Origin of the sequence: Mobiluncus curtisii subsp. curtisii ATCC 35241 (assembly GCF_000146285.1) — a bacterium.
In the GTDB taxonomy this organism is placed as follows: Bacteria; Actinomycetota; Actinomycetes; order Actinomycetales; family Actinomycetaceae; genus Mobiluncus; species Mobiluncus curtisii.
Genome location: NZ_GL385912.1, coordinates 366,967 through 391,223, shown reverse-complemented (window position 1 = coordinate 391,223; position 24,257 = coordinate 366,967). Strand labels below are relative to the sequence as shown.

General features: G+C 55.3%; 22 protein-coding genes. 13 read left to right on the top strand and 9 right to left on the bottom strand.

Annotation, left to right across the window (positions count from 1 at the left end; all coding sequences use genetic code 11):
- The first annotated feature begins 110 nt into the window (after positions 1–110).
- The 3 genes from HMPREF0574_RS01730 to HMPREF0574_RS01720 all read left to right on the top strand — a co-directional run bounded on the left by HMPREF0574_RS01730 (position 111) and on the right by HMPREF0574_RS01720 (position 3,036).
- Positions 111–1,202: a metal ABC transporter solute-binding protein, Zn/Mn family gene (locus HMPREF0574_RS01730; protein ID WP_004006949.1), complete on the top strand. Its 1,092-nt coding sequence runs from the start codon at positions 111–113 to the stop codon at positions 1,200–1,202.
- Between the two features lie 125 nt (positions 1,203–1,327).
- Entirely contained in the window at positions 1,328–2,176 is an 849-nt protein-coding gene (locus HMPREF0574_RS01725; RefSeq protein ID WP_004006948.1) for a metal ABC transporter ATP-binding protein, read from the top strand.
- Positions 2,176–3,036 (top strand): metal ABC transporter permease, encoded by an 861-nt coding sequence (locus HMPREF0574_RS01720; RefSeq protein WP_004006947.1) that lies wholly within the window; start codon positions 2,176–2,178, stop codon positions 3,034–3,036. Before HMPREF0574_RS01725 ends, HMPREF0574_RS01720 begins: the two co-directional genes overlap by 1 nt.
- A gap of 85 nt (positions 3,037–3,121) precedes the next feature.
- On the opposite strand, the gene HMPREF0574_RS01715 is transcribed toward HMPREF0574_RS01720, so the two are convergent.
- On the bottom strand, positions 3,122–4,027 hold the full coding sequence (locus HMPREF0574_RS01715) for an exopolyphosphatase (RefSeq protein WP_236585866.1): 906 nt from the start codon (positions 4,025–4,027) through the stop codon (positions 3,122–3,124).
- Between the two features lie 7 nt (positions 4,028–4,034).
- On the bottom strand, positions 4,035–4,403 hold the full coding sequence (locus tag HMPREF0574_RS01710; RefSeq protein ID WP_004006945.1) for a hypothetical protein: 369 nt from the start codon (positions 4,401–4,403) through the stop codon (positions 4,035–4,037).
- Between HMPREF0574_RS01710 and recA the strand changes: the two genes are divergently transcribed.
- The 5 genes from recA to miaA all read left to right on the top strand — a co-directional run bounded on the left by recA (position 4,403) and on the right by miaA (position 9,120).
- Positions 4,403–5,515: a recombinase RecA gene (gene recA, locus HMPREF0574_RS01705; protein ID WP_004006944.1), complete on the top strand. Its 1,113-nt coding sequence runs from the start codon at positions 4,403–4,405 to the stop codon at positions 5,513–5,515. The genes HMPREF0574_RS01710 and recA overlap by 1 nt on opposite strands.
- Complete coding sequence (locus tag HMPREF0574_RS01700) at positions 5,512–6,042, top strand: regulatory protein RecX (RefSeq protein ID WP_004006943.1); 531 nt, start codon at positions 5,512–5,514, stop codon at positions 6,040–6,042. The genes recA and HMPREF0574_RS01700 overlap by 4 nt, the downstream gene beginning before the upstream one ends.
- Before the next feature lie 29 nt (positions 6,043–6,071).
- A complete protein-coding gene (locus HMPREF0574_RS01695; protein WP_004006942.1) occupies positions 6,072–6,557 on the top strand; it encodes a CinA family protein in 486 nt (161 codons plus the stop codon).
- 96 nt (positions 6,558–6,653) lie between these two features.
- Positions 6,654–8,150, top strand: a complete 1,497-nt coding sequence (gene miaB / locus HMPREF0574_RS01690; RefSeq protein ID WP_004006941.1) for a tRNA (N6-isopentenyl adenosine(37)-C2)-methylthiotransferase MiaB — start codon at positions 6,654–6,656, stop codon at positions 8,148–8,150.
- A 10-nt stretch (positions 8,151–8,160) separates the two neighbouring features.
- Positions 8,161–9,120, top strand: a complete 960-nt coding sequence (miaA, locus tag HMPREF0574_RS01685) for a tRNA (adenosine(37)-N6)-dimethylallyltransferase MiaA (protein WP_004006940.1) — start codon at positions 8,161–8,163, stop codon at positions 9,118–9,120.
- On the opposite strand, the gene HMPREF0574_RS01680 is transcribed toward miaA, so the two are convergent.
- The 3 genes from HMPREF0574_RS01680 to HMPREF0574_RS01670 form a co-directional block, all read right to left on the bottom strand.
- Positions 9,061–9,990 carry a type III secretion system chaperone family protein gene (locus HMPREF0574_RS01680; RefSeq protein WP_236585867.1) on the bottom strand — a complete coding sequence of 310 codons (930 nt, stop codon included), beginning with the start codon at positions 9,988–9,990 and terminating at the stop codon, positions 9,061–9,063. The genes miaA and HMPREF0574_RS01680 overlap by 60 nt on opposite strands.
- 179 nt (positions 9,991–10,169) lie before the next feature.
- Positions 10,170–10,814, bottom strand: coding sequence for a class I SAM-dependent methyltransferase (locus tag HMPREF0574_RS01675; protein WP_004006938.1), 645 nt, complete (start codon positions 10,812–10,814; stop codon positions 10,170–10,172).
- 18 nt (positions 10,815–10,832) lie between these two features.
- Positions 10,833–11,804, bottom strand: coding sequence for a hypothetical protein (locus HMPREF0574_RS01670; protein ID WP_004006937.1), 972 nt, complete (start codon positions 11,802–11,804; stop codon positions 10,833–10,835).
- Positions 11,805–11,819: 15 nt separating this feature from the next.
- Here HMPREF0574_RS01670 and hflX point away from each other — a divergent pair, with 15 nt between their 5' ends.
- Both hflX and HMPREF0574_RS01660 read left to right on the top strand, forming a co-directional pair.
- A complete protein-coding gene (gene hflX / locus HMPREF0574_RS01665; RefSeq protein ID WP_004006936.1) occupies positions 11,820–13,394 on the top strand; it encodes a GTPase HflX in 1,575 nt (524 codons plus the stop codon).
- On the top strand, positions 13,345–15,480 hold the full coding sequence (locus HMPREF0574_RS01660; protein WP_004006935.1) for an ATP-dependent DNA helicase: 2,136 nt from the start codon (positions 13,345–13,347) through the stop codon (positions 15,478–15,480). Before hflX ends, HMPREF0574_RS01660 begins: the two co-directional genes overlap by 50 nt.
- 20 nt (positions 15,481–15,500) lie before the next feature.
- On the opposite strand, the gene lexA is transcribed toward HMPREF0574_RS01660, so the two are convergent.
- On the bottom strand, positions 15,501–16,184 hold the full coding sequence (lexA, locus tag HMPREF0574_RS01655; protein WP_004006934.1) for a transcriptional repressor LexA: 684 nt from the start codon (positions 16,182–16,184) through the stop codon (positions 15,501–15,503).
- A gap of 237 nt (positions 16,185–16,421) precedes the next feature.
- On the opposite strand from lexA, the gene HMPREF0574_RS09780 reads away from it, so the two are divergent.
- Positions 16,422–16,868, top strand: coding sequence for a LysM peptidoglycan-binding domain-containing protein (locus HMPREF0574_RS09780; protein ID WP_236585868.1), 447 nt, complete (start codon positions 16,422–16,424; stop codon positions 16,866–16,868).
- Between the two features lie 94 nt (positions 16,869–16,962).
- Complete coding sequence (gene nrdR, locus HMPREF0574_RS01645) at positions 16,963–17,415, top strand: transcriptional regulator NrdR (RefSeq protein WP_036324506.1); 453 nt, start codon at positions 16,963–16,965, stop codon at positions 17,413–17,415.
- A gap of 62 nt (positions 17,416–17,477) precedes the next feature.
- Here the strand turns inward: nrdR and HMPREF0574_RS01640 are convergent, their stop codons facing one another.
- From HMPREF0574_RS01640 to HMPREF0574_RS01630, 3 genes are all read right to left on the bottom strand, one after another.
- Positions 17,478–19,271 carry an AMP-binding protein gene (locus HMPREF0574_RS01640; protein WP_004006931.1) on the bottom strand — a complete coding sequence of 598 codons (1,794 nt, stop codon included), beginning with the start codon at positions 19,269–19,271 and terminating at the stop codon, positions 17,478–17,480.
- Between the two features lie 122 nt (positions 19,272–19,393).
- Positions 19,394–20,635 carry a phosphoglycerate dehydrogenase gene (gene serA, locus HMPREF0574_RS01635; RefSeq protein ID WP_004006930.1) on the bottom strand — a complete coding sequence of 414 codons (1,242 nt, stop codon included), beginning with the start codon at positions 20,633–20,635 and terminating at the stop codon, positions 19,394–19,396.
- 68 nt (positions 20,636–20,703) lie between these two features.
- Positions 20,704–23,091, bottom strand: a complete 2,388-nt coding sequence (locus HMPREF0574_RS01630; protein WP_236585869.1) for a HelD family protein — start codon at positions 23,089–23,091, stop codon at positions 20,704–20,706.
- A gap of 115 nt (positions 23,092–23,206) precedes the next feature.
- On the opposite strand from HMPREF0574_RS01630, the gene HMPREF0574_RS01625 reads away from it, so the two are divergent.
- Positions 23,207–24,256 (top strand): PAC2 family protein, encoded by a 1,050-nt coding sequence (locus HMPREF0574_RS01625; protein ID WP_004006928.1) that lies wholly within the window; start codon positions 23,207–23,209, stop codon positions 24,254–24,256.
- Position 24,257: the final 1 nt, after the last annotated feature.

Genomic DNA, 24,257 nt, shown 5'->3' with positions numbered 1-24,257 from the left:
TGCGCTTCTTGCCTAACATTGTGTCTCGTTTTGACAGTGTTTTCCAGTTGAGTGATAATGAGAACGATTCGCAATAAGAATAAAACTAAACCCGTGAGGGAAAGGAAAACATGAAGTTGCAAACTGTTGGCGCCTTGTTGGGCGCCGCTGCATTAGCCGTGAGTATGTCCGCCTGTTCGACCACAAACGATACGCAAACCAAAGACGCGGCACGGGACGCTGCGGCGAAACCTACGGTGTACGCGTCTACTGATGTGTGGGCATCAGTGGCTAAAGCTGTGGTGGGGGATAAAGCCGATGTGATTACGTCGATTGACCAGCCAAACCTGGATCCGCATTCCTACGAAGCGAGTGTCAAGGACAAGAAACTTGTGAACCAAGCTTCTGTGGTAATCGTGAACGGAGGCGGCTATGACGATTGGGCGCTGCAGTTGGCTAAGTCAGCAGGCAAAAAACCAACTGTGCTCAATGCTGTGGAATTGGCAGGCATAGATTGTGGTGACGCTGAGGGGCATGATCATGAGGCCGGACACGAGCATGAAGATGCGCACGAGCACGAGGAAGGTCATGAGCATGAGGAAGCTCACGAGCATGAAGAAGCTCATGAGCACGAGCATGAAGAAGCTCATGAAGAAGGCCATGAGCACGAAGGGCACCACCATCACCATCACCACCACCATTGCGCGGTAAACGAACACGTTTTTTATGACTTGCACGCGGTAAGCGAAGTTGCGAAAGCTGTGGCTAGCACGATGAGCAAGGCAGACAGCGATAATGCCGCGGCTTACCAAGATGCAGCAAAAGCATTCCAAGGCAAGCTGGATGAATTGGAATCGCAGGCGGAACAGATTAAGGCACGGGGCGAAAAGCATTCTCTCGCCACTGAACCGTTGGCGAACTATCTGTTGGAAGATGCCGGCATTCATGACTTGACTCCCGAGGAATACGTGGAACAATCCGAAACTGAATCTGGTCCCAGCGTGAAGACGCAAGCTGATACCAAGGCTCTGATTACGGATGGGAAAGTGGATATGCTGCTGCTTAACTCCCAGACGGAAGACCCGGTGTCTCAGGACTTGCAGGACGCTGCGAAAGCGAAGGGTATCCCGGTGGTGACATTAACCGAGACCTTGGCAGGAGCCAGCGACTATGTCAGCTGGATTGGTGCAGCCCTAGATCAGATTGACAATGCTTTAAAGTAATACATGAGTAGGGTATAAAACTGTCCGGGCTTCAGATCAGAGCGCAGCTCCTGGAGCCCGGACAAAATACGTTAAGGTAGACGGAGCCAGGAAATAAACCGGGGGACGGGGAAGGAAAAGTTCAGATGGGGGAAGAACCGCTCCTAGAAATGCGAGACGTGACACTGCGATACGGGACACGGCAGGTGTTTTCCGGTTTGAATCTCAGGGTTCAACCGGGGCAGGTAGTCGGAATCTTGGGGCAAAATGGGGCTGGCAAAACGACTCTGCTAAAGTCGGTGCTCGGTGATGTGAAGCCTGCCAACGGCATTATTTTCCGCCAAGACACCGCAAAAATTTCGTATCTTCCACAGCATGGGCGTTTCCCGAAATCTGTGCAGATTCGCGGACGGGACGTGGTGTACTTAGGGCTTGACGGAGCCAAACTGGGATTCTGGAGTTCCGCCGGCGCGCGGGATAAAGTCGAGCGGGCTTTAGCCCTGGTCGGGGCACAGAGCTACGCAGACGTACCGATTAGTGGACTTTCCGGGGGTGAGCTGCAGCGTTTGCGTATCGCAGCCGCCATCGTGGAACGTCCCGATTTGCTGCTGGTCGATGAACCCTTGGCGTCGCTTGACCTCAAACACCAAGCTGACATTGTGAAGATTTTTGACAACCTGTCATCGCAGGGCACTGCAATTCTGTTGGTCACACACGAGCTGAACCCGGTGGAGAAACTGCTGGATACAGTAGTCTATATCGCCCTCGGACGAGCTGCGGTCGGCTCGGTGCCAGAAGTCATGTCCAGTGAAACTTTGTCGGCTTTATACGGTGAAGAAGTTCGCGTCGTTAACTTGGGAGGGACCTATTTCGTGGTGGGTGCCCAGAACGGGACCGATTCCGGCTTTGTAGAGGAAGCTCTGCATGGACACCATCATGCCAGCCATTTTGAATCAGCCGAGTCGCCGCACAATCCGAAGGAAGCGGGTCACTAATGGATGCAATCATCAATTTTCATGACTTCTGGCAACTGGTACCGCTGGTTCGGGAATCGCTGGTTGCAGCGGCAATTTTGGCTGTTGTTTCTGGGATTCTCAGTCCGTTGGTGCAGCTGCGAGATGCGGCTTTTGCAGTTCATGGAACGTCTGAACTATCTTTTGCCGGAGCATCCGTGGCGCTGTTCCTCGGAGCCAGTGTCACCGGGGGAGCTATCGCAGGCTCTATCGTGGCGGCACTATTAATGTCCGCAACCTACACCCGGCGCTGGGGCACCAATGCCCTTATCGGAGTGCTGCTACCGTTTGGATTGGGTATTGGGGTGCTGTTCCTAGCGCTTTACAAAGGGCGTTCTGCCAACAAATTTGGGCTCCTGACGGGTCAGATTGTGTCCGTGGATGAAAACCAGCTGACGGTATTTGCCGTTGTTGGAATCTTGGTTTTGGTCACTATAGCTTGTTTTGGGCGCCGCCTGTATTATGCAGCGGTAGATCCGGTAGTCGCTTTATCCAAAGGGGTTTCCCCTCGCGTGATGAATTTGTGTTTCATGCTTATTCTCGGTTTGGTCGTGGCGCTAGCGGTACAGATGGTGGGAGCGTTGTTGGTTTTGTCACTGCTGATTACGCCGGGGGCAGCGGCTGCGCGCATCTCTGCGAATCCACTGCGCCAGCACGCTTGGTCAGTGCTGTTTGCCCTGATTGCCGCGGAGGGAGGAATCCTGCTCTCTCTCGGACCGGGATTGCCAATTTCGCCCTATATCACCACGATTTCTTTCCTGATATTCCTGATTTGCTGGGCTGTTGGAACGCTGCGCAATCAAACCACCTGGTCACGGCGAAAACAGGGGTTGTCCTCCTGAAATCACGGGACGAGCCCCAAAACAATACCAGGACCGAAAGATCCATTCACCGCCCTTGTGCAGTGACGGAAAATGAAGCGGAATCCTAAACGATTACTTGCTCCGCAGGAGCTTTTGCGGGAGTAAAGTCCGGAGCGACTACGGCGACTGAGGTAGCTGCATCGTGAAAGGCCTGAATCTGAGCCTGAGCGATGGCTTGGTCAGGGTGTTGACCCATCTGAACCAGGTGCATCTGATGAATCCAGAACTGGCTTTCTTCGATGCGCTTAGCCCACATCTCAGCTTCCGCCTTCTTGCGTTTTTGAGTTGCCTTTTCGGCTTCGCGCAGGTGTGTCCAGCCCTCTGAAACTTTCTTTTGCGCGATTTCCAGACGCTTGCGTTTCGCTTCGGCAGCAGCTTCGCGGGCTTTTTCCATCGCCTTGCGCCGTTCAATTCGCTCTTTGCCTTCGCGTTCGATTTTTTCCTTGCGCCTCTCAGCTTCCTGTCGACCCAGCTCAGCGGCCTTGGCATACATTTTGTTAGCGTCGCTCACTGCCTGGCGAGCTTTGGCCTCAAAGCAGCGAGCGGCGGCATCATTGCCCATGTCCGCGGCGACGCGAGCCTGCATTGAATATGTCATCGCATCGGCCTCATAGCTGCGTGCCAAACTCTTGGCCTGCGCGGAATCAGCGGCAAAACCAATCGAGATGCTAGTCCCCGCGGAGGCGCCGAAATTTCGTGATTTTGTTTGTTTTTGCTTTGCCAAAGCGCGGGCGCGGGCTTGTTCCATTTCAAACTTATCGAGGGCATCCAGAGCCTTTTTGTGCTCATCGGTGAGTGTGCCATTCTTTTGGGCAAAAGAGCGAATTTCGGCACGCTGAGCCATTCCGGGAACGTAAAGATTCCGTATCCCGAAATCACGCATGGCAAACATTGTGGCCATCTCGCCCTCCGTGGCTAAATAGACTCCGGTCACTTTCCTAGCGACAGTCTCTACATCGGCAAAATGCACCAGAATTTTAGGCAATCACGCGTTTCGAGTGGCTTCTCGCGCAGGTTTCTTTAGTAAAAGAATCGTCAAAAGTTGCAGTAGCTTCGGGCGGGACCAGGTCGACTTGCTTTAGCGGGGTGGGAATGGATGGATGCAAAAGGGCGGGTAGTGTGGAATTCTTGCGGTCGGTCGGCGTGTCGGATGATTCGAACGCATGTTCGATATAATGTTTTCCACAGATGAGTTGAAAGGGACTTTTCCACAGGTGAAAAAACTTTCGATTTTTCGCTTCCGGGGTGGGGCGTAAGTTCATCTTGAGAGCTTCGGAGAGGAGCTCAACGATCACACCCGAACTATTGGGGCGGCGGAGAGCCGCGTAGATGAAAGGAATACGCAATGGCAAAAGACGAACGCGCAAAAGCGTTGCAAACTGCGCTAGGTCAGATTGACAAGCAGTTTGGCAAAGGTTCCGTGATGCGGCTGGGCGACTCGGCTGTGAACACAAATGTTTCGGTCATTCCTACGGGTTCAGTAGCCCTGGACGTGGCTTTGGGGATTGGGGGGCTTCCGCGGGGGCGCATTATTGAGATTTATGGTCCAGAATCATCCGGTAAGACCACTGTGGCTTTACACGCGGTGGCGAATGCTCAGAAGCAGGGCGGAAACGCAGCTTTCATTGATGCGGAACATGCTTTGGATCCGGTTTATGCGCAAAAGCTCGGTGTTGACATTGACAATCTGCTGGTCAGCCAACCCGACACCGGAGAGCAAGCGCTAGAAATTGCGGATATGTTGATTCGCAGTGGTGGTCTGGACATCATCGTCATTGACTCGGTCGCGGCTCTGGTGCCGAAGGCTGAAATCGAAGGGGATATGGGGGATTCCCACGTGGGCTTACAGGCTCGTTTGATGAGCCAAGCGCTGCGAAAGATTACCGGAGCGCTGTCGGCTACGGGTACTACCGCAATTTTTATTAACCAGTTGCGCGAAAAGATTGGTGTGTTCTTTGGCTCTCCCGAAACCACGACCGGCGGGAAAGCGTTGAAGTTCTATGCATCGGTACGTATCGACGTGCGCCGGATTGAGACGCTGAAAGAAAATGGGGACGCCGTCGGCAACCGAACTCGTGCCAAGATTGTGAAGAATAAGATGGCGCCGCCTTTCCGCCAAGCGGAATTCGACATCATGTATGGTCAGGGCATTTCCCGTGAGGGTGGTCTGATTGACCTGGGGGTGGACTCAGGCATTGTGACGAAATCGGGTTCTTGGTTTACCTACGGCGAAATGCAGTTGGGTCAAGGAAAAGAGAACGTGCGAAAGTTCTTGGTGGATAACCCCGAGCTTAGTGCCGAAATTGAAGACAAGATTCTCATTGCTTTAGGTGTGCGTGAGGACCCGAATGCAGAATCGCAACCGGAGTCTGCCGCGAGCCAGAAACTCGCTGTCGTGATGGACGATGAAGCTGCAGATAAAGGTGCATCCGCCAAGAAAGTTCAAAAAGCCTCATGAGTTTACGGGTAGTGGACGCGGCGGCGGATGCCGCCGCGGAAGCTGGTTTGTCCCTGCTGGATCGCAGGGCAGTCACTGAGTCACAGATGCGCGACTATCTCGCTGCCAAAGGATTCGGCGAGACGGCTATTGATGACGTAGTGGCAGCTTTCGCTGCCCGTGGGTGGCTCAATGACCGCGACTACACCGTGGAATTCTTACGCCAACGTTGCCGGCGTCCAGGAATGTCACGAGCGAAGTTGGTCGCGGATTTGGAAAAGCGTGGGTTAGATACGCAATCAATCACCGCGGGCATAGCGGCTTTGGACGCTGAGGATCCAGAATGGGAAACAGAAAACGCCCGGACCCTGCTAGAGAGCAAACTTGCGGCAGCGCGGCGGGGCTTAGATTTGAGCAATTTTGAGGATTTCCGGAAGCTGAAAGCTAAGCTGTGGCGCTATGTGGCGACACGTGGATTTTCCACAGCGCTTGCCACCACAGTAGTTAATGCTGTGCTGGACGATTTGAAAGCGGACGGTCTGAGTTGACGAGGGGTGGAACCTGGAGGGACGAAACGATGAGTGAGGCAGTACCGGTTGATGATTTAGCTACCAAGGCGTTGGGGAAACTCACTGAGAGAGGGATGTCGATTTCTTGTGCGGAATCACTGACCGGGGGTCTGCTGGCAGATGCCTTTGTCAGGATTCCCGGAGCTTCCCAAACATTTCGCGGCGGAGTGGTGACCTATACCAATGAGATGAAAACCGCGGTACTGAGTGTGAGCTCTGAGCTGCTGCGAACTAACACCGCGTATGACCCCCAGGTTGCACAGCAGATGAGCACTGCGGTACGAGAGATGTTTCACTCTGATTTTGCGTTGTCTACCACCGGAGTTGCAGGTCCTGGTCCGGATGAAGGCGTGGCACCGGGGAAAGGGTTTGTCAGTCTGACCACGCCACAGGGGACGGAAGTGCAAGCGATAGACCAGCCTGGCACTCGTGCCGAAATCCGCGTGGCTTTTGTACGGGCAGCCTTGGAGTTAATGGTGTCTTATCTCGGCTGAGGATTCCAGACCTGGCGCCGGTCGCGGCAGACGTCGAGGTTGCGTTAGATAGCGAAAGTGACGGGCGCAAGCGGCATGACATAAAATGAGCCGGTGATGGATACTCCGCGAACATATCTGGTGAAAACGCTGGGCTGCCAGATGAACGAACACGACTCGGAACGCATGGCAGGTCTGCTTGATGCTGCCGGCTGGGTGCCGGTTGCTGAGGTTCCGCAGAAAGCTGCACGAGCCACCAATGCCGGAGACGGTGGGGCTGACTTGGTCGTTTTAAATACCTGTTCGGTACGTGAGGCTGCTGGTACGAAACTCTATGGTCATTTGGGACAGCTGGCAGATGTGAAACGTAACCGCCCCGGAATGATGATTGCAGTGGGCGGATGCTTCGCACAGCAGGAAGGCTCGAAAATCATTGATCGGGCGCCGTGGGTGGATGCAGTCTTTGGGACGCATAATATCGATGCCCTTCCGGTACTGCTGAAGCGGGCTGAACATAACCAAGAGGCCGCGGTGGAAATCGAGGAGAGCCTGAAAGTATTCCCCTCCGTCCTGCCAGCGCATCGGCAATCTCCGGCTTCGGCTTGGGTATCCATCTCGGTAGGTTGCAACAACACCTGTACTTTTTGCATCGTGCCCTCCCTGCGGGGGCGGGAACGGGATCGTAATCCCGCCGACATCGTGGCGGAGGTCAAAGCGGTAGTAGACGCAGGTGCCTTGGAAGTTACCCTTTTGGGACAAAACGTAAACAGTTACGGAATGAGCTTCGGAAGACGCGGCGCATTTGCAGATTTATTGCGAGAAGTCGGAAAAACGCCGGGATTGGAGCGTCTCCGGTTTACTTCTCCCCATCCCGCTGCCTTTACCGAGGAAGTTATCGCGGCAATGGCGGAAACTCCAACAGTAATGCCATCGCTACACTTCCCGCTGCAATCTGGTTCGGACCGAATCTTGCGGCAGATGCGGCGTTCCTACCGGTCGGAACGATTTTTAAGGATTCTGCGGGAAGTCAGGTCAGCGATACCGGAAGCTGCTATTACCACAGATGTTATCGTCGGTTTTCCCGGAGAAACCGAAGCTGATTTCCAAGACACGCTTGACGTTCTCAGCGAGGCGCGGTTCCAAGCCGCGTTTACATTCATTTATTCACGCCGACCCGGCACCCCTGCTGCCGACCGAGACGACCAGGTGGATCCGGAAATTGTAGCGCAACGCTACCAACGACTTTTGGAACTGCAAGAAAAAATCACCTTGGAGGAAAACGAAAAACAAGAGGGTAGGATCGTGGAAGTCCTGGTCACTGCGGGCGGCCGCAAAGACGAAGCCACTGCTCGAATGAGCGGACGCGCCCAGGACAATCGTCTGGTTCACTTTGCAGTTCCGCAAGGTATCAAAGTTCGTCCTGGAGACTTCGTGACGGTTCGTGTGACCCACGGCGCGCCGCATCACCTCGTGGCAGATTCCGCCCTCATTCCGGATGGTGAATTCACCGTACGTCCTACTCACGCCGGAGATTTGTGGGAAGTGGCGCATCTCGAAAAACCTCGTGGCACCCTCTTGGGAATCCCCGGTATTAAGTCGGGATTGGCAAAATAGGAACTTAACCGTGATTGTGGCGATTGTGGGTCCGACTGCTACGGGAAAAAGTAACCTGGGGTTGGATTTCGCGCAGCGAATGTCCCATGACCCGGAGTTAAACGCCAGATTTCCGGGCGGGGCAGAGATTATTAGTGCGGATGCTTTTCAGCTGTATCGAGGCATGGACATAGGCACTGCCAAAACTCCGGAATCTGAACGTCAGGGAATTCCACATCATCAGATAGACGTGCTCTGGCCCGATGCGGAAGCCTCGGTGGCGGCTTACCAGAAATATGCTCGCGCCGACGTGGCAGAGATTCAATCTCGCGGAGCTTTGCCTCTGGTAGTGGGTGGTAGCGGACTGTACGTGCGAGCATTGCTGGATGTGCTGGAGTTTCCTCCCACCGACCCCGCGGTTCGCGCTAGATGGGAGGCGCAAGCGGAACAGCTCGGAGCGAGACAACTTCATGGAATCTTGCAGCGCCAGGACCCGAAAGCAGCCGAAACCATTGAGCCGCTCAATGCGCGTCGCCTGGTCAGGGCCTTGGAAGTCATAGAAATTACCGGACGCCCATTTTCCGCGACTTTGCCACGCGGGGAATACTGGCAGCATGACACCCACGTGTTTTACCTGACGCGAAAACTTGATGAACTGGACGAACGTATCAACGCGCGTTCGCGTGAAATGTTTATCCAAGGACTGCTTGAGGAAACGGCACGACTCGCTGCCGACCGGGTTCACCCCTGGGGCATCACCGCGCAAAAGGCCACCGGGTACAGCCAGGCTCTGGCGGTGCTGCGCGGGGAGATGACGGTGGAGGACGGTATCGCTGCCACTGCGCTAGCGACTCGGCAGCTGTCGCGGCGACAAATCAAGTGGTTCCGCCGCGACAAGCGGACGGTGGAAATGACCTGGAATCAAACTGGCTTAGAGGAACAGAGCCGGAGCTTTTTTGCGCAGGTTCGCAGCCAGATTCTGGGTCGCTGACATTCCTGCCACAATTTCTGTGTCTAACTGGCGGTCGCTCAAACCTTCACCTACGGAAACCAAATAATCAAAACGCAGATAGGGCTGGGTTCGCATCCCCAGAACCGAAGTTATGCCCAAGGCGTTGCAGGTATTTAACTCATTGATGGCAGTAAACAAGTTTTCGGCAAGAAACGGTTGCCCCAACTCAACCAGCAGAGATGTGGACAGCCAGGTATCCTCCCCAAATATCCGCAAAACTATCAAGTCGTCTGAATCACGCAGGCGCAGTACCGTGCCGTCACGGTACACTCGCAGGTCAAGTCGGGCTGCTGCCTGAGCTACTGAGTCCACGCTGACCGGTGCAGTGAGAGAATTATCCGAAAACCCCGGAACAATCTGAATAACGTTTTGCTTCGGGAGCAGAAGATGATGGGAAAAGTCCTTTTCCGCATTCTGGTTGCACGGAAAATCCGCTTCCACGCCAGAAAAGAAACGTTCAGCCATAATCAAAGCCAGCAGCAGATGGGCTTCTAACTGCTGGTCGCCCATACCAACTGCGACTTGGACACTCGTTTGGGCGCAGAGGTGATAGTGATTATCGTGCAAAAAAGTCACTACTCGAGGACCGACCGCCTCGCGATTGTGGTGCAGGACGTAAGGCAGCAGCCGGGAACGTTCGTGGATAGAAACTCTGGCTCGCCAAACCGAGCGCACGCGCAAAATTCCCGACACCAAGTCAATATAACTGGTGGCGGTCGCGCCAGGTATCATCACTGTGCGCCTAGAGTCGTAAACGTCCACAACATAACTGCGAGAAACGCCGTCTAGAGCTTCGCAGATACGATCTAGTGTCACCACCCGCGGACGTTGAGCGGTCAGCTGCGGCATACATAAATGTTACGGGGCACGCTCTTGCTTTGGGGTAAAAACGGGGACGCGATTAATTTCGCGCCGCGTAAAGTCATATTTTTCTAGGAAAGTGGGCATTTCGCAGGAATGCCGGCGCGGGAATGTAATTACCTAAGTCTACAAGGAGGGCGTATCACCTAGGAGTCTTTGGGACTATGTCAGGCGGCACTGCGACGCAGCTGCAGTACCCGGAATCCTTTCGAAGAGGCGATTTTTTCCCCGGTCCAGCCGTGCTCATTGAGATATGCCAGGAACGGATCGGATCCCAGGTTGCGTCCCATCACCAGGTAAGCAACCCCCTCGGGCTTCAGGCGAGTTCGCCAAGCCTCCCACATGGCGTGTAGTGCCATTTTGCCCACGCGCACCGGCGGGTTCGACCAAATCACATCTACAGAGTTTGGTCCCAATGCGGCAAAAGCGTCAGCTTCACTCAGCACTTGGATATTGTGCAGTCCGTTTGCGGTCGCATTTGCTCTGGTCAGTTCCAGGGCGCGGGCGTTTACATCCACGGCGTAAACCTGAGCGGAGGGACGCTCGGCGGCTAAAGTCAATGCTAACGGTCCCCATCCGCAGCCCACGTCGACCAAAACTCCGGAACCACCCAGCTCTTGTGAGGAAGGCAGAGGGGGAACCTTGCGCAACAATACCGCGGTGCCCTTGTCCAAACCTTGTCCGGAAAAAACTCCATGCGCAGTCGTGACGCGAAAATCACGACCGGCTAGAGAAACCGTTAGTTCCCGAACGGAACCCTCGGAATGGGGGGTGGATGCGAAATAGTGCTCGCCGGCAGGCTGCGAACTCAAGGGACCTCCTAACTTGTCTCAGAAAAGTTTAGCGACCACGTGGCTAATTAACGAAGTGAGTACACTAACAATCAGCCCCAGCAAGAACGCCCCCAAAATGCTGTGCGTAAAGAAAAATAGGCAAGCGCCCGCGCCCAAGGCGGAAAGCACGAACTCAATCATCCACTCCAACAGTTGCGGAATACTCAGACGTGCTGCCACGACTTGTGCCGCTTCGTCCAAAACGACTAGAACTATGGTGACCAGGATTGCCAGACCGAGAAAGGACCAAAAATCTTCAAAAATAATCGCGATTTCTTGCGGACCCCACCCGGAGAGTAACAGCACGCACAGAGTGGGAATCATTAACACCAGCAAATTTCCCAGCAATTGTGCCCCGATATTGGCGATTTCCACCGGCGAGCGTAAGTTTGCTGATTCGACAGACCGACCCGAAGCTACATGAGGGCGTTCCGGGTGTTGCGAAACTAGACGTGAAGTGCCTGCAATAATGGGTTTTTGCGCTGCTCTTGAAGGATTGGACGCACCAGCGGTGCCGGGCTTGTCCGCAGGCTTATCGGGTTTTATTGGGGGAGATGAAGCGGGGGTGCCAGGTTCGGGATAGACAGTCTGATCTGCGGTCGTTCCCGCAGCTGGTGATGTAGCGGAGTTTTCTGCAGCAGGGCGTGTCGAAGAATCTGTTTCGGCAGGATGCGCGGAATCCGTGGGGGTTCTATCGGGGGTGGAGTCAATGACCTTCGGCTTAGTTCGGCGCAGTCTTTCGGGAACCATAATGGTGGAATCGAGCTCAGCAGCTTCGAGGATAATTTCTTCCTCGGGGCGCCAGTCAGGCACATTGAACAAGGATTTGTGGCGCTTCTTGAGGCGATCGTCGGTGGGGCTGGGGACGGGAGCCGTGCGTGGAAGCGACTGACCAAATGGGGAGACACGCCGAACCGACGGAGCATCGAAATTTTCGTCTCCGGGGTCCGTTGTATCCTTTAAAGCCAAAGCTCAAACCTTTACTTGCATGGGCTAGGAGATACCCTAAATTCTAGGCGGAAGGACTATAACTTGCAGGAAAACACGGAGGATTACCCGAACTTGGATTTCCTTTCGCCCGCTGCTGTGCCGCCGGCGGGAGGGGAGCCCGAGTCCGACATGGCATCCTGGTCTCAGCTCGACACTGCTGAGCAAGCCCAGCGATGGGCTGATCGCTATGCCTTGGGGCGGGTAGAATCTATTGGCTCCGAGCTGCAGGACATTAGTGAGGTCGAGTACCGTGAGGTTCGCCTAGAAAAAGTCATCGTGGTGGGGATTTTTGCCGCCGACCGAGACGAGGCTGAGCTGTCTCTGCAAGAGCTTGCTGCCTTGGCGAAAACGGCGGGAGCCGTCGTGCTTGCCGGGTTGTTGCAGCGGCGTGATAAGCCTGACGTGGCAACTTTCTTGGGACGGGGAAAAGCCCACGAGCTGCAAACTCAGGTTGCTACTCTGGGGGCAGACACGGTCATCGTTGATGATGAGTTAGCCCCCAGTCAACGTCGCGCCCTGGAGGACGTGGTGAAAGTTAAGGTCATCGACCGCACTGCCCTCATTTTGGATATTTTTGCCCAGCACGCTACCTCACGGGAAGGTAAAGCCCAGGTGGAGCTGGCACAGCTGGAATACTTGCTGCCGCGGCTGCGCGGTTGGGGTGAATCAATGAGCCGGCAAGCCGGGGGACGCGCTGCCGCGGGAGATGGTATCGGCGCTCGTGGTCCGGGCGAAACCAAAATTGAGCTCGACAGGCGTCGAATTCGGTCCCGGATGGCAAGACTACGGCGCAATCTGAAGGCTTTGGCTCCGACCCGGGAGGCCAAACGAGCCAGTCGTAAAGCGGGAGGAATACCCGCGGTCGCGATTGTGGGGTACACCAATGCTGGTAAGTCCTCGTTGCTGAATCGTTTGGCAGGGGCTAATCTGCTGGTGCATGATGCCCTGTTCGCCACGCTTGATCCCAGTGTACGTCGGGCTCATACTCCCGAGGGTCGGGAATATACCCTGGCAGATACGGTTGGGTTCGTGAGACGTCTGCCCACCGAGCTGGTTGAGGCGTTTCGTTCCACTTTGGAAGAAACCGCCATGGCTGATTTGATTTTGCATGTTGTGGATGGTTCTAACCCGGATCCGATGGCGCAGGTTGCGGCGGTGGATGCCACTCTGGAACTTGTGGAGGGTATCGAGGAGATTTCCGTGATGATGGTGGTAAACAAAATCGATCAGGCTTCGGCTCCCGCCCTCGCGTTGCTGCGTCATTCCTTACCAGAGGCATACTATGTTTCCGCCCGGACTGGGGAAGGCATCGAAGCTCTGCAGCAATCCATCGCTGACCGTCTACCGTGGCCGGGGCAACGAGTCCGGGTGGTGGTGAAGTGGGAAAACACGGGTCTGCTAGAACGAATATATCGTGACGGCAAACTTTTGACTCGTCAGAACCGTGCAGACGGCACTTTCATAGACGCTTGGGTGCCTCCGGCTTTGGGGGCAAAACTGTTAAATCAAGCAATGGAAGATGATTGCGGTACCAGCGAGGGAGACGACAGTGGCGCCAACGAGAGATGACGAGACGGCGGTCGACCCGACTGCTTCGGGGGATTCTTTTGCTGGTTATATTCCCAGTTCAGAGCTGCAAAAGGCGCTTACTGCGGCGGTGTCTCTATTGGGAGGAAGTGAACGACCAGGACAGGCTGCGATGGCAGCTGCGGTGGAACGAACACTGCATTCAGGCGGAAAATTAGCAGTTCAGGCTGGGACTGGGACCGGAAAATCTCTGGGATATTTACTGCCGGCGTTGTTGTACTGCCTGCACGAGGACGCACGCGTGGTGATTTCTACTGCAACTTTGGCTCTGCAAAGCCAAATTATCACTAAAGATGCCCCCCTGGCGGTGGAAGCGGTGCAAAATGTTACCGGTTCAGCCCTGCGTGTGGAGGTCCTCAAAGGCTGGCAAAACTATGTCTGCCTGCACAAATTGAACGGTGGATATGAAGGGAGCGAGGACGATTTGTTCTCCACCATGGAAGATTCCCCGTTTTCTGGGATTGCCGGAAGTGGCGAGACCACGGCGGGACCGGGGGCGAGAACCACACGCCAAATGCAGGGATTTGCTGCTGAAACGAAAAGACTCTACGAGTGGGCTCGGGAAACGACGACCGGGGATCGAGATGAAGCTCCGCGCGGTATCACCGCTCGAGCCTGGCGGCAGGTTTCCCTGTCCAGCTTGGAATGTGTCGGCGAAAAATGCCCGTTTCGTTCCGAATGCTTTCAAGTTTCAGCTCGCGATAAGGCAGCGCAGGCGCAGATTGTTGTAACTAACCACGCCATGATTGGTCTGGAGGCTGCCGGAAAACAGAATCCCTTACCCCCGTGTGAGGCCATCATCATTGACGAGGCTCATGAGCTATCCGAGAGGGTACGTTCCCAGGCATCCACTGAGTTCAGTGCCAATATGTTGGCCAGCTGTGCCAAAGCAGCAGCCAGTTTGGGGGTTTCCGGTAGCGAGGAACTCGCGCAGCAAGCCATCATGCTAGGCGTGGCACTGCAAAATTTGGAAGATAGCCGTTTCACGGAAATGCCCGCGGCGGTAGCGGAATGCCGGATGCTGGCCCTGTCACCCCTGAAAACTGCCCTGACAGAATTAAGCGCGAAAGCCGGAGCTGACACAGAATCCACCGGAGGGCAACGCGCGGATGCAGCCAAGATTGCTGTCGCGAAAGCCGCACTGACCAGCCTGTTAGATACGCTTGAGACGATGACCCCAGAATCTGTTGCGAACGGGGAAACGATTCTGTGGCTGACTCGGGGACGTGATGGCGACCAAGAACCCCGGCTGTACACCGCTCCCTTGGATGTGGCGGGAAAGCTCGCGAATCGATTGTGGAATGAACACGCCATCATCGCGACCTCTGCCACGCTCAAGTTAGGGGGTACCTTTGCGCCGCTCATGCACAAGATGGGTTTGCAGCTCGACACTCCGAAGCCGGAGACGTTAGACGTCGGTTCTCCATTCCGTCACGATCGTCAAGGAATTTTGTACCTGGCACGGGACTTACCGGCTCCCACGCGGGGGGAGCACCCCGACGTGTTCTGGAATCGACTGGTCGACTTGGTGGAAGCCTCGGGGGGTGGGGCATTGGGACTGTTTTCCTCACGCAAGATGGCAGAGCGCGCTGGGGAGGTGCTCAGAGAACGTACCGATTTGCCCATCATGGTCCAAGGTGAGGATTCTATGGCAGCCCTGGTCAAGGATATGCGCGAAGACGCCTCCGCCTGTTTAATGGGCACTCTCTCCCTGTGGCAGGGGGTGGATTTACCCGGCAATACGTGCCGTTTAGTGTTGATTGACCGCATCCCCTTCCCGGTGCCCAGCGACCCGGTAATCGAGGCGCGCTGTGACGCGGTTAAACGTGCTGGGGGCAGCGACTTCATGGAAGTCTCCCTGACACATGCCGCCCTGTTGCTGGCGCAGGGAACCGGGCGGCTGCTGCGTTCAGCCACGGATCGCGGGGTAGTCGCGGTGTTGGATTCACGCTTGGCGACTGCGCGGTACGGAGGATTTTTGCGAGCCTCCTTGCCACCCTTGTGGCCTACGGAAGACGCTCAGGTAGTGTTGGACGCTTTGCGACGACTACAAAAGCAAGTTCCCTAGAGCGGGCTGCGACCCAAACGTCACAGAGAGCGGATTACGGTGACGACCTTGCCCAAAATGGTGGCTGTGTCGCCGGGGATGGGCGCATAGTTTTCATTGTGGGGCAGCAGCCAAACGTGACCGTCGGCGCGGGAAAATTCTTTTACGGTAGCCTCGCCGTCAAGCATCGCTGCTACGATTTCACCATTGCGAGCTTCGTTCTGGTGGCGTACCACGACCCAATCGCCGTCTAAAATTCCGCCCTCTTGCATGGAATCGCCCTTTACCGTGAGCATGAACAATTCGCCCGAACCGGTGAAGCGTCGGGGCAGGGCAAAAGTATCTTCAACCATTTCCTCTGCTGTGATGGGGGCACCTGCTGCAATTTGTCCTACCAGGGGAACCGGGGTTGCCACGGCAGTGTCCGCGATACCCACCGGAATGGTGGTAATGGTGGCAGATTGGGATGCCCCGGATACCGGGTCTGGTGAGGGTGCCTCGAAGCCCTCGGGAAGTTTCACAAATTCCAAAGCGCGTGGGGTGTTGGGAGCTCGGCGCAGGTAGCCCTTTTGGGTCAGCACATCCAGGTGGTGCTTGACGGAGGATGGGGAGGACAGACCCATGGCCTCGGCGAGTTCTCGCACCGAAGGGGGATAGGCGAGCTTTTGACTGAGCCGGTACAAGGTGGTTAATACTTCCTGCTGTCGTTTGGTCAGGTCGCTCACTGCTGCTCCTTTTATCTGGATAATTTGCGCGCAATAGCTGCAATAGGCATCTGACGTAACTCGCAGATTTTCGTCTCTGGGGTCTATGTCAGACTGGCAATCGTCCGGCTGGTTTTGCGTTCAAAATCAATAGTCGCACAAATGTTCGATTTTGACTCGACAACGCGCCGGCGATGGTTTATATTATACGTACAGATGTTCGAACGAACAAATGTTCGAATGAATGGAGGGACTACCATGACAGCGGTTTTAGCGCCGAGTTTCTCGGATTTTGAGCTTTGTGAGCTAGCTCCAAATCATCCGGCGGTGCGTGCTTCGAGAGGGCGGCAATCTCGTCCGGCTTACTTACATCTGGTTTCAAAAGCGCGGGAGTCCTCTGTTGCATCTGCACAGTCGGTTTTGTCGTGGGATGCCGCGGCTTTACGCGTGGCACTGTTTATCTTGGCTGCTCTCGTGATGGTGTTCCTGGGGATGGTGCTGGGGCTAGGGCTCAGCCCGGATTTCGTCCCCACGGATTTCACGCTACACACGGTGGTGCCGGGAGACACGATGTGGGACATTGCCGCTGCTAACGCTACCGGTGTCCCCGCTGACGAGGTCTTGGCGGATATGATGGACGCAAATGCCTTGGATGCGAGTTCTGTGTTGAACGCCGGGCAAACGCTGCTGGTTCCGGTTTACTGAAATGGATGTGTCCAGCCCTATTCTCCAGCTTGCGAAAACTTCGGTTTGCACTTACGGTGAAACCTATAGTCTTGCAGCGGTTAAGGAGGGCGACGTGCACTGTCCGTTTTGTCATCACGAGGATTCCCGAGTGATTGATTCTCGTACTGCCGATGATGGTGCCTCCATCCGGCGGCGTCGCGAATGTCCCAGTTGCGGTCGGCGTTTCACCACTTTGGAAACCACAATGTTGCTGATTAAAAAACGCTCCGGAGCGACGGAACCGTTCCGGCGCAGTAAAGTCATTGCCGGTCTAGCTAAAGCTACCCAAGGTCGTCCAGTTAGCGAGGATCAGCTTGCTCTCATGGCGCAAGGCGTGGAGGAAACCCTGCGCGCCTCCGGAAAGGCCATTATCAATTCCGAAGAAGTCGGCAAAGCTATCTTGGAACCGCTTAAGGAACTGGATGAAGTGGCCTATCTGCGTTTCGCCTCGGTCTATTCTGAATTCAATTCCCTGGAGGATTTTGAGGACGCCATTGCTTCGTTAAAGAATCATTCGCACAGCTAGACGGGAGCTGATCCGGATTCCTCAGGAAGCCGTCACGCCACTTTCCTCCGCGGATATAACCCCTACATGCGGAAGCCTTCAGAGAGGCGTTCCATAACGGTCTGACGCACTTTGCGACGCTGAATCTTGCCCAGTTGGTTATGTGCCAACTGCTCGGGGAAGGAAACTGAACGCGGAATTGCGTAACGGGGGAGTGAATCGGCAACCCAATCTCGAATCTTGTCTAAAGTCAGGGTCGCTCCGGGATTGAGCACCACTGCCGCATGGACCTGTTCACCTCGGGCAGGGTCAGCTTGATCGGGAATGCCGACCACGGCGACCTCTGCGACCTGGGGCATTGAAGCAATTGCTGCCTCCACGACCGAGGGGTAGACATTGAAACCAGAAATGATGATGAGCTCTTTGCGACGGTCACTCATCCGTAAGAATCCCTCGTGTTCTTCAACCAAGTCGCCGGTGCGCAACCAACGATCCGGGGTGAACAGTAAATCGGTTTCCACTTGGTCACGCCAATAACCGGGAGAGCACCCCGGTCCTTTGACGATAAGTTCCCCGACTTCGCCAGGTTCAACATCAACGAGGGTGTCGGGATCGACGACTCGCACTTGAATGGAAGGAAACACGATACCCATATAACCGAGCTTGCGTTCGGGGCTCATCGGGGAACCCAATACCGTCGGAGAAGTTTCCGTCATCCCGTAGCCCTCGATGATGTAGCCGGAAGTAGCTTTTTCCCAGCGTTTTGCAACCTCCTGGGTCAGTGGCATGGCTCCGGAAATGGCGTATCGGAAAGTTGAAAGGTCAATCTTCGGGTTGTTCTCGGCTGCTTTCGCGAGCCGGTCAAAAATCGGAGGCACTCCCACAATGAATGTGCCCGGACGTCGGCGTTGAGCGGCTAGGGCTGCCCTGGTGCTGAATTTCGGGAAAATCACCGCGGTGGCTCCCAAACCAATCGCACCGTTCAGAGACAAGGTCAGACCGAAAGCGTGGAAAAACGGCAGAACACAGAACCAGGTTTCCTTGCCGGGACGCAGCTTGGTCACCCAAGTTGTATTGGCAAATAAGTTCGACACCAAGTTGCGGTTGGTCAAAATAACCGCTTTCGGCTTGCCGGTGGTTCCGCCCGTGTGCAGCATCACGGCGGGAACGTCAGGATCGACTCGCACGATGCGGTTATGCGGTTTTTGCTTTTCCAGCAGGGTATCGTAATCGGGTAAATCCTTGGCTTGCGGGTCGCAAAGCTGATTATGAAACTCCTTGGCCTTCTTAATCGGCAGGTGCAGGGCAAAACGCAACCGGCGCGGCAGGGCGGCAGAGACATCGAGAGAAATAATTTCGGTGTCCATGCCACGTACCATTTCGGCGACGCTTAAAGCAGTCTTTTGCCATACAAAAACCAGTTTCGATTCGGCATTTTCGATTTGCCACTTCAACTCCATGGGGGCAGCCAACGGGTTGTGCAACACACACACCACTCCCAGCTGCAGGCAGGAATAGAGCAGATAGACGAACTGGGGACAATTCGGAGCCACAACCGAAACTCGATCCCCGCGCTTGACCCCGTGCTGAAGTAACAGCGCCGAAGTGCGCTGCACATTTTCGCCCAGTTCCCGATAAGTCGTGGGGGCGCCGAAAAAATCCAAAGCGACACGGCGGGGATATTTATTGGACTGAGTGCGCAAGACGTCGATCATCAACTGATCAGTGACGGGGATTTGCGCTGGAACGTCAGGATTGTAGAGCAGACGCATCCTTTTGGTCAGCTCAGAATCATCCTCGGGCGGAGTATGCACGTACCTAGGTAGGTGAATACCCGCGGCGGGAGCCAGTTCCAACAAATCCACTGTTTCAGTCATACTCCCACCCTAACGCAAACACGCCGGTCAAATCCCTTTCACTCGGAATTTGCACGGAAACACTAATCAGTCTACGGAACATGCCAAGCCTCCGACCCGACCTTTTGAGCCCCGTAGAGGAGTTAGTTAATCGCGGTCTCTTCGTCGCGAACGAAGTGCGCCATCGGAATGCAGCGCACGGAGAGCGTGGAATCAAACTTGGCAATCTCATCGAGCGCTGCCTTGGGCATTTCGGAGGAAATATCACCGATAACGTAGCCGACTTCGCCGTTAGTGCCCAAGACCTGACCTTCGATGTTCACTCCAGCATCAGAGAACAACTGGTTGATTTTCGCCATTACGCCGGGGACGTTCTTGTGAATCAAAGTGATGCGGTACTTGGTGTTATCCGTCGGCTCAAGGCTCAAATTTGGCATGTTTACACTCATCACGGTTTCACCGGACTGTAGGTAAGTGCAAATCTTGCCAGCCACAAACCAGCCAATGTCCTCTTGAGCTTCCAAGGTGGACCCGCCAATGTGCGGAGTAAGGATGGTGTTTTCCTTACCCATAATCGGGGAGTGGAACTCCTCACCATTTTTGCGCGGTTCATCAGGGAACACGTCGATGGCGCAGCCCCCAATTTGACCGGAATCCAGAGCCTCTGCCAAATCATCGAGATTGACAACGAAACCACGGGACAGATTCAACAGCTTCGCCCCCGGCTTCATCTGGTTCATCTGTACTTTGGTAAACATATTTTCATTAGAAGCGCGCCCATCCACATGCAAGGACACAAAATCAGCGCCTTGCAGGGCTTCCTCAAGGGAGTTGCACTGTTTCGCGTTGCCGATGGGCAGCTTCTTTGCCAAGTCATAGAACTGGACTTTCATCCCCATAGCTTCTGCCAAGATGGACAGCTGGGTACCGGTCGAAGAATAGCCGATAATCCCCAAGGTCTTGCCACGCACCTCATGAGAGCCCTTGGCGGTCTTTTGCCAATCAGCATTTTGCAGGTGGGCGTTGCGTACTGGCAGTTGACGTGCCAGCGCAATAATCTCAGCGATGGCTAGCTCCGCTACGGAACGCGTGTTGGAATAAGGGGCGTTGAACACTGCCACCCCGTGTTTCGCTGCTTCTTTCAAGTCGATTTGGTTGGTACCAATCGTGAAAGTCCCAGCGCAGACCAAGTCCGGGCATTCATCAAAAACTCGTTTGCTCAGGTTCGTCTTGGAACGAATCCCAACCATCTGATAGCCCTGGAGAGCCTTAATCAGGTCGTTTTCATCCAGAGAACCATCTATCCGGTCGACTTGGACATTTGCGTCGCTAAATACTTTGTTCGCGACTTCGTGGGGGTTTTCAAGCAGCAGTATCTTCGTCATATCACCACTTTAGACCAAAAGAGCGCAGTGCCGAAATCCCACGTCAGGGCGCATCTCAAGGGGTGGCTTTACGGCGCGGTGGGGCAAAGTTCCATTCCGGCGGGTAAAACGCTGGCTAAAACATGCATCCGTTTCGTGCAGCGCGTCATCGCCACATACAAATCCCCGGCGGACTGGTCAGCGATAACGGCTGGTTCCACCAGGATGACGGTGTCAAACTCCAGACCTTTTGCCGCTCGCGGATCCAGGCAACACACCTGGTCAGCTACCACATCCGCGGTTTCCAAGCCCAAAGTCGCAGCCAGGTACGAATGCGCCGCAGTGGGGACAATAATCGCCAGCTTACCGGCACCCGAACCGACTTCTGCCTCTAAACGTGCCGTTTCCGACTGAAGGGTTTCGCGGAGCGTAGGCACCAGGTTCCCCGGTCCAGAGACTGGTTCGTGCAGATTCGCATGTGGCTCACCCTGGAGACGTGTAAACACCAGGGAGTCCGCTACGTCCCGCGCTGATTGCAACGGCACTACCGTGTGCTTGGTGGCCGCCAGCACCTTTTGCGCCAAATCCATCACGGCACGAGGGGTACGGTAGTTGATGGTGAGCTGCTCCATCACCGGCGCAGCGCGCCGGGCAGGTCCCAGCAGGGTTTCCCAAGACAGTGGAGTCGATGAGCGCTGCGACGTTTGGTTCACGTCACCAACCACGGTGAACGACCGGGAGGGGCACCGGCGCAGCAACAGGTGCCAGTCCATCGGGGAAAGCTCCTGTGCCTCGTCCACAACCACGTGACCGTAAGCCCAGGAGCGGTCCGCGCGGGCGCGTTGAGCCAGGGGAGAGAGACTCACTTCACCGCGGGATGAACGCGCCAACATCCGTGCGTTGATGAGTCCTCCGCCCAGATCCATTGCCTCGATGGCCTCTGCCGCGCGTTCAATTTCGCGCTGTTCGCGATTGCGACGCTGCGTCGCCGAATCTGTCATTCCGGGTAGGGGCCCCAGCAACTCTGCCAGCTCATCCAAAATGGGCACATCAGCATCGGTAAAGGGACTGGTCTTGGGACGTTGCAAGGCGGCGATTTCCTCCGCGGTGAAAATCCCCGAAGCGATACGCTGCAAATAATCCGGGTAAGCATAGAGACGCGCCAACAGGTCAGGGGCAGACGCGGGGAGATAGCAGCGGTTGACGGCTCGGCGAACTTCCGCAGAAGCTCGGATTTCCTCGGTCATCCACTCCATGTCTTCTTTGGTGGGGGTCTGACCGGCATAGAGCTTGGTCAACTCGCGAACCAGGAATTTGGCATACGCCGCCCAGTGTTGATTGTGTGTGGAGCCACCGTGTGATCCGGCTTCCATCGCGTCACGAATCAAAGCGGCGCTCAGATTTAGTTGAACGTGATCCAGTTGCAGCATTTGATCTTCGCGGGGCGGACGTTTCAAATCTGCTACGGCCGCGGCAGCGACTTTAATCCAGCGGGTGTCGCCTTTCAGAGCGCGCAGTTCCGGACGCTCTGCCACGGTGTGTACACCGGGGAAACATTCTCCAATAGTCAGGCTAACTACTCCGGTCTCGCCCAGGGCAGGAAGTACCCGCTCGATGTAGCGCAAAAACGTGTGATTGGGACCAACGACCAACACCCCTTGTGAATCCAACTGATCGCGGTGGGCATAGAGTAGGTAAGCCGCCCGATGCAGTGCCACCGCGGTCTTGCCGGTTCCTGGTCCGCCCTGCACCACTAAAAAAGCATTCAGGTCAGAACGAATCACCCGGTCTTGTTCCGCTTGGATCGTTGAGACAATGTCCGACATCTGACCACTACGGGCACGTGAGAGCGCTGCCATCAAAGCACCTTCACCCTGCAGCGTTGCCGTTTGCACAGCATCAGTGTCAGGGGAGGAAGTCAACAGTTCGTCCTCCACGCCCACCACTTGACGCAAACTGGTGGCGACGTGTCGCCGCTTCCACACTCCCATCGGGGCTACTGCCGTAGCTTGATAGAAAGGCTGGGCGACTTTCGCTCGCCAATCCACCAGCAGTTGACGAGACATGCCTTCGCCAGGCATATCGGCAAGTTTTTCTGGTGATGTCGGCGCCAGGTCCGCGGGAGAGTTCTCAGTCGGGGAAAGCTCCGGGGTAGCGGACTCAGCGTCGGCGGGGTCAAAGTCGCGTAAACCAATCCGACCAATGTGGAAACTGGTCCCGTCGTTTAGGTTTAAACCTCCAAAGACCAGGCGATTTTCCACACTTTCCAGGCGTGTAGCGGCATCACCATAATGGGCTGCTAAAGCATCGCGGTCAGCCCTGGCAGAGGGATTAGAACTCATCTCTGCGGCGACCTCGTCTTGTCGCCGGCGGTAATAGACCCGCATTTCATCGAGAGTTTTATAGGCGCGGTCAACGAAAGTCTGTTCCTTGGCAATCTCGGATTGCTGGGACGACGGCACCGTTGCGTCAGCCAATTTTTCTCTCCTCAAGGCATCAAAAGGGTACTCAATTATGCCCTAAAAGGCTTACGGGGAGCGAATTGGGGGCAAGTCTTGATAACATTTAGGGGTTGAACTTTTCGAGGGAAAAATGGACGCAGACAAATTTGATTCTTTATTAGCGCCCGGCGCGGACTTCAGTGGTCATGCCGATGTCATGCTTCATCACCTCAACGGGGCGATGGATGCCGGACATTCTGGGCGGGGTATGTTGGAACACCTGGTGGAAGCCCTGCCGCATCAGACTATTGCGACCTTCAATTCCGATAAATTGGTAGATTTTCGTTCCCATCGTCCCTGGTTGAGCTTTTCGGACTGGAAGTTTACCGAAGTGGAAATGCCCGAAATTCGTCTCGATTTACTCAGCGATGACAATGATCGAAATTTCTTGGTGCTCCACGGTCCCGAGCCGGATGCCCAATGGAATCTGTTTTTGGAGACTATCCAGGAGATTGTGCGGCGTTTAGGTGTGCGTCAGACCGTCGGTGTGACGGGAATGCCCGCTGGAGTACCCCATACTCGTCCCACTCCGGTGCACCTGCACGGGGCTCGTTCCGAGAGCCTGCCCAAGCAGCCCAAAATGGTCGGTGAGATGATTTTGCCGGCAGGGATGGACCAACTCATCGAGTTCACCTTGGGACAAGCCGGTCTGGATGCGGTCGGAATCATTGCGGCGGTACCGTATTATTTGGCAGAAGGGGACTACCCGCCGGCGGCTGCGGCGCTGATGTCCGCGGTGGCAGCAAAGACCGGATTGGCACTGCCCGTAGGAGACATCGAAGCGGCTTCTGCCCTCACCTTGGGACAAATCAACCAGATGGTTGAACAGTCCGAGGAAGCTGGACACATCGTCGAGATTCTAGAACAGCATTTTGACGAAGCCGAACCGATGGCGATTATTGAAACTCCAGAGGAACCGCTGCCTACCGCTGAAGAACTCGGGGCTCGTCTTGAAGAATTTTTGAAACGCGCCGATCGGTTGAATCGCGGGGCGAAACTCTCAAACCTTAATGAAGAGTCCCTCCCGGTCGCCGATGCTTCTGGGATTTCTTCCCTGCGCGACACGCCTTATGAGAAACGCAACATTGAACGGCTCCGTCCTCGTCGGGGGCGTCACCGTCGCGATACCCCGGAGGATTAAC